The organism is Loktanella sp. SALINAS62, assembly GCF_018263905.1.
Taxonomy (GTDB): Bacteria; Pseudomonadota; Alphaproteobacteria; order Rhodobacterales; family Rhodobacteraceae; genus Loktanella.
In genome coordinates this window covers 43,594-48,674 of record NZ_JAAFZU010000042.1, presented here as the reverse complement: position 1 = coordinate 48,674, position 5,081 = coordinate 43,594, and the positions used below count along the sequence as shown (strand labels likewise).

At 58.5% G+C, this 5,081-nt stretch carries 3 protein-coding genes and 1 pseudogene; all 4 read left to right on the top strand.

The window, feature by feature from the left end; genetic code table 11:
• The first annotated feature begins 864 nt into the window (after positions 1-864).
• Complete coding sequence (gene urtA, locus GZH79_RS13765; protein ID WP_249219196.1) at positions 865-2,148, top strand: urea ABC transporter substrate-binding protein; 1,284 nt, start codon at positions 865-867, stop codon at positions 2,146-2,148.
• A 57-nt stretch (positions 2,149-2,205) separates the two neighbouring features.
• Complete coding sequence (urtB, locus tag GZH79_RS13760; protein WP_211644354.1) at positions 2,206-4,134, top strand: urea ABC transporter permease subunit UrtB; 1,929 nt, start codon at positions 2,206-2,208, stop codon at positions 4,132-4,134.
• Between the two features lie 4 nt (positions 4,135-4,138).
• Positions 4,139-4,339, top strand: a complete 201-nt coding sequence (locus GZH79_RS13755) for a hypothetical protein (RefSeq protein ID WP_211644353.1) — start codon at positions 4,139-4,141, stop codon at positions 4,337-4,339.
• Positions 4,336-5,081 (top strand): annotated as a pseudogene (locus GZH79_RS19080) (urea ABC transporter permease subunit UrtC); the annotation flags it as partial. The gene GZH79_RS13755 and the pseudogene GZH79_RS19080, both read left to right, overlap by 4 nt.

Here is a 5,081-nt window from a genome sequence, read left to right as displayed (position 1 = left end):
CTTCGCTGTATCTCGTTCGCTTCATTGTCCGTCCCTTCGTTGGGTCGGACTCTCATTCCAAATGGAGGAAAAATCCCGTTGCAGGTCAACTCATCGAGGTCCTGAAGCCATGTTCGCGCATGTTTTCACAGATGGGGACAGCATTACCAATCTGAAACTTTTGGATAGCTTCAAGTCATTACTGAAGGACCGACGGTGGCCTCTGATGTTGATTTTCTAAGGTGCCCCTGTCCTTGCCACTCAGATTCGTAAGGAAGAACAACTCGCCCGGCTGCTTCGGACTGAGCTTCGATGGTATCGATCTGTCACGAAAAGCCGACGAGAAGAAATTGACTCATTTCGTGTTCAGCTACGGCGACAAGGCCCAACTGGAGTTTGACGATATCGAGATGGACGATTTTTAGAGTGGCTGACCTTCGCCACTTGTGAACGCTGGGGGTTGGTTATCGAGTTGTTGATCGAGGCATAAGCGATCGGAGCATCCGCTTGCCTAGCGGTGCAAGCTACCGGCAAGGACTGGTCGCGGCTGGAACGCGCCAAACGACAACCGTCGGTGCGTCGAAGCTGGGTCTTGCTGGTATCCGACCTGTCATGCCGTGACGCGGCGGTTGACTGCAAATGTGACAAATAGCGCTTTTACAGATCAATATTTGGGCACCTTTTGTCCCCGTTGTTGATTTGACCACCACAAAGATGACTCTTTGCTGGGCACCTGACAGCGTCAATTAGCCACGCTGATGCGCGGCAGACATCTCTATCGGTGGCAGTTTGAACATCCGCCGTATCGGTCAATTCGTGCAGGGATATGGTCCGGCCCTTGGGGCTTTGGCGGTATGTGTCCTGCCCATGGACAAAGGATATATGATGATAACGAAGACACTTTTCTTCACCACGGCATTATGCGCCGTCGGTCTGCCCGCTCTGGCACAAGATGCCGACTGTCCGATCAAGGTCGGCGTGCTGCACTCCTTGTCGGGGACAATGGCGATTTCCGAGACCACCCTGAAAGACGTGATGGAAATGCTCGTCGAAAAGCAGAACGCCGATGGCGGCCTGCTGGGCTGCCAGATTGAAACCGTCGTCGTCGATCCGGCCTCTGACTGGCCCCGCTTTGCAGAACTGGGTCGCCAGCTGCTGACCGAAGACGAGGTCGACGTGATCTTTGGGTCGTGGACCTCTGTGTCGCGCAAATCGGTGTTGCCGGTTCTCGAAGAACTGAACGGCCTGATGTTCTACCCCGTGCAGTACGAAGGCGAAGAATCGTCCAAGAACGTTTTCTACACCGGCGCTGCCCCCAACCAGCAGGCCATCCCTGCGGTGGACTACTTCCTTGAAGAACTGGGCGTCGATAAGTTCGCCCTTTTGGGCACCGACTATGTCTACCCGCGCACGACAAACAACATCCTGGAATCCTACCTGAAGGAACAGGGGATCGCGGAAGAGGACATTTTCGTCAACTACACGCCGTTCGGCCATTCTGACTGGTCGACGATCGTGTCCGACGTAATTGAACTGGGCTCTGACGGCAGCCAGGTCGGTGTGATCTCGACCATCAACGGCGACGCCAATGTGGGTTTCTACAAAGAGCTGGCCGCGCAGGAAGTGTCTGCCGACGACATCCCCGTAGTCGCCTTTTCGGTGGGCGAAGAGGAACTCTCGGGTTTCGACACCGCTGAGCTTGTGGGACACCTCGCAGCCTGGAACTACTTCCAGTCCGCAGAATCCCCCGCGAACGAAGAATTCATCGCGTCATGGAAAGCGTTTATCGGTGACGAGAACCGCGTCACGAATGACCCGATGGAAGCCCATTATATCGGCTTCAACATGTGGGTGAACGCGGTCGAGCAGGCTGGCACCACGGACGTGGACGCCGTGCGTGAAGCGATGTGGGGTCAGGAATATCCCAACCTGACCGGCGGTACAGCCGTCATGGGCACCAACCACCACCTGTCAAAGCCGGTGCTGATAGGAGAGATCACCGCAGACGGCCAGTTCGACATCATCTCATCAACCGATCCTGTACCGGGCGATGCGTGGACAGACTATCTGCCCGATAGCGCAGTGCTGGAATCCGACTGGTCCGCGCTGGACTGTGGCATGTACAACACCGAGACCGAGACCTGCGTGCAGCAGACATCCAACTATTGATCCTGATCATCGGGGGCGCGGTCGTCGCGCCCCCGTTCCATTTCTGGAAAGACCATCATGTTGCGCCTGATCCTTGCCATCGCTCTGTCACTGATCGCAGCCCCGACACTGGCGCAGAACGATCTGCAAACAATACTGCAAACCCACGCTGACGAGGTCGCGTCTCCCGGTCGTCAAAGCGTCGGGCCTGTGATTGCGGACCTGCTGGAGTCGGAATTACCGTCTGTGCCGGTATTCCTTGAACGCTGGCAGGACCGTGACATCGTGCAAAACACCGAAGACGGGCGATTTTATCTGACAGGTGACGAAGAGAACGGCACAGTGACACTTTTGGATATCGTGTCGCGCGATCCGGTCGCCACCGCCCCCGAAGGTGTCATAAATCAAGTGCGCCCCAATGGCGGTGTGCGCCGGGTGATCGGTGCGGCGCTTGTTCAATTCCGTCTGTCCGACCCAGACCCCGATGCGCGCCGTTCTGCGCTTGCATCTATCGCGCGCCGCCCGAATGCCGATCAGATCGAACCCCTGCGAGGGTCCATCGCAGGAGAGGAGTCGGCCCTTATCCGGTCCGAGAAAGAGCGGCTACTCAACATCCTCGTCGCCCGCTACGGAGAAACGACGCAAGCACGGGTAGAGGCGATCGAGGCGTTGTCGGGCGTCATCACTTCCGACGCACGGGCGGCCCTGTCCCAAATCCTGGAAACCAAAGATCGCGTGTCCACCGACGCGCCAGAGGGTAACGTTGCAGGTCCCCTGACATTGTCGCGCGCAGAGGCTTACGCCCGGCTGGTCGATGCGGGTCTTGCGTCACCCATCATCACACCCGCTGCTATTCGTGACGCGCTGTTGGCCAATGTCGCGGGCGACGCTGTGGATGGGACGCCGCTGGTGACCCTGAACACCGACGCTGCGCGGCGTGCTGTCTATGATCGGCTTGCAACAGACGGCCGGGTCGACCCGTTCGTGACCGACACGCAGATCGACGCCGCCATCGATGCCCACCGGTTCGATGCGGTCTACGTTGAAGAAGACGCCGACGTCACGGCGGCCGCATTTCGGACCCTGCAATCCGTGGACCGCCAGGTGACACTGAACCGGACCGCCGATCTGTCGCTTGACGCGCTTTCGCTTGCGTCGATCTACTTTCTGGCGGCCATCGGGCTGGCCATCACCTTTGGTGTCATGGGCGTCATCAACATGGCCCATGGCGAATTCATCATGCTGGGCGCCTACACCGGCTATGTCGTGCAGCAGTTCGTGCCCGACTACACGGTCAGCCTGATCATCGCGCTGCCGCTCGCCTTTGTTGTCGCGGCTGCCGCTGGCATCGCGATGGAAAGGTTGGTCATCCGGTACCTTTACCACCGCCCATTAGAGACACTGTTGGCGACATTCGGGATATCCATCGCGCTACAGCAACTCGCCAAGAACATCTTCGGCACGCAGGCGCGTCCGCTGACCAGTCCCGACTGGCTCGGCGGGCAGCTCGTCATCAACGAACTCATCGCCATCAGCTATATCCGCATTGCCATCTTTGTTCTGGCACTCGGCTTTCTTGGTCTGCTGCTGTTCATTCTCAACCGCACCCGCCTTGGACTTGAAGTGCGCGCCGTCACCCAGAACCCCGGCATGGCGGCGTCCATGGGGATCGACCCGGACCGTATCAACATGCTGACCTTTGGTCTTGGCTCCGGCATCGCCGGAATCGCGGGTGTGGCCATCGGGCTTTACGCGCAGGTCACGTCCGAGATGGGTGCGAATTACATCGTGCAAAGCTTTATGACCGTGGTCGTCGGCGGTGTTGGCAACGTCTGGGGCACGTTGGCGGGCGCTGGCCTGATCGGTGTGCTGCAAAAACTGATCGAGGGGTTCAATCCGTCCAACACGCTGGCAGCACAAACCTACATGATCCTCTTTATCATCCTGTTCATTCAGGTCCGGCCCCGTGGCATTGTCGCGCTCAAGGGTCGGGCGGCGGAGGGCTGAGAAAATGACAGACAGCCAGTTTTCCCTTGGTGAAATCGACCCACAGCTCTCTTTTGATGGCATAGATTTCGACGAAGCTCGCGGGCGCAATCCCGCTTGCAATTCCCGCTTGCACCGATGGCAAAAGGGTTTTCCTGTCGCGGTGGGTGCCACTCATTTACTGAACCTGCGGGTGTTCCGAACACCGACCGGAGCGTCCAGATGACCGACGTCGCCCTTCCAGAACGCACCGGCAAACCGCCGATCAAAGCCACCTCTACGGTGATCTTCCTTGCGGCGCTGGCAATATTCGTGGCGCTGGTGACAGCCCTTGCTGCGGCTGACCTCATTTCGACCTCCTTTGTGAAACTGCTGGGCAAGACGCTGTGTCTGGCGCTGGCCGCCGTCGCGATGGACGTGGTATGGGGATATACGGGTATCCTGAGCCTTGGTCACATGGCGTTCTTTGGCCTTGGCGGATACGCCATCGGCATGTGGCTGATGTGGGCGCGGACAGAGTCAATCGTCCAAGCCAACCTTGCCTCGCAGATCCTGCCCGCGACACCGCAGGAACTGCGGGACGGCATCGGCACCCAGATTTTTGGCGTCGTTGGCACGTCCGACATCCCGCTGGTCTGGTCATTCGCCCATTCATTGCCGTTGCAACTGGCGATGGTCGTGTTGATCCCCGGCATCCTTGCGTTGGTCTTTGGCTGGCTGGCGTTCCGAAGCCGGGTCACGGGCGTGTACCTATCTATTCTGACGCAGGCGATGACGTTGGCCTTGTCGCTTTACCTGTTTCAAAACGACAGCGGCCTGCGCGGCAACAACGGCCTTTCGGGCTTGCAGAACATCCCCGGGTTCGATGGTGCATCGCAGGCCACGATCAGCCTCGCCTTCTTTTGGGCCTCTGCTCTTGCACTCGCGCTTGGCTATCTGCTTTTCGCTTGGGTTGTTTCGGGCCGCAT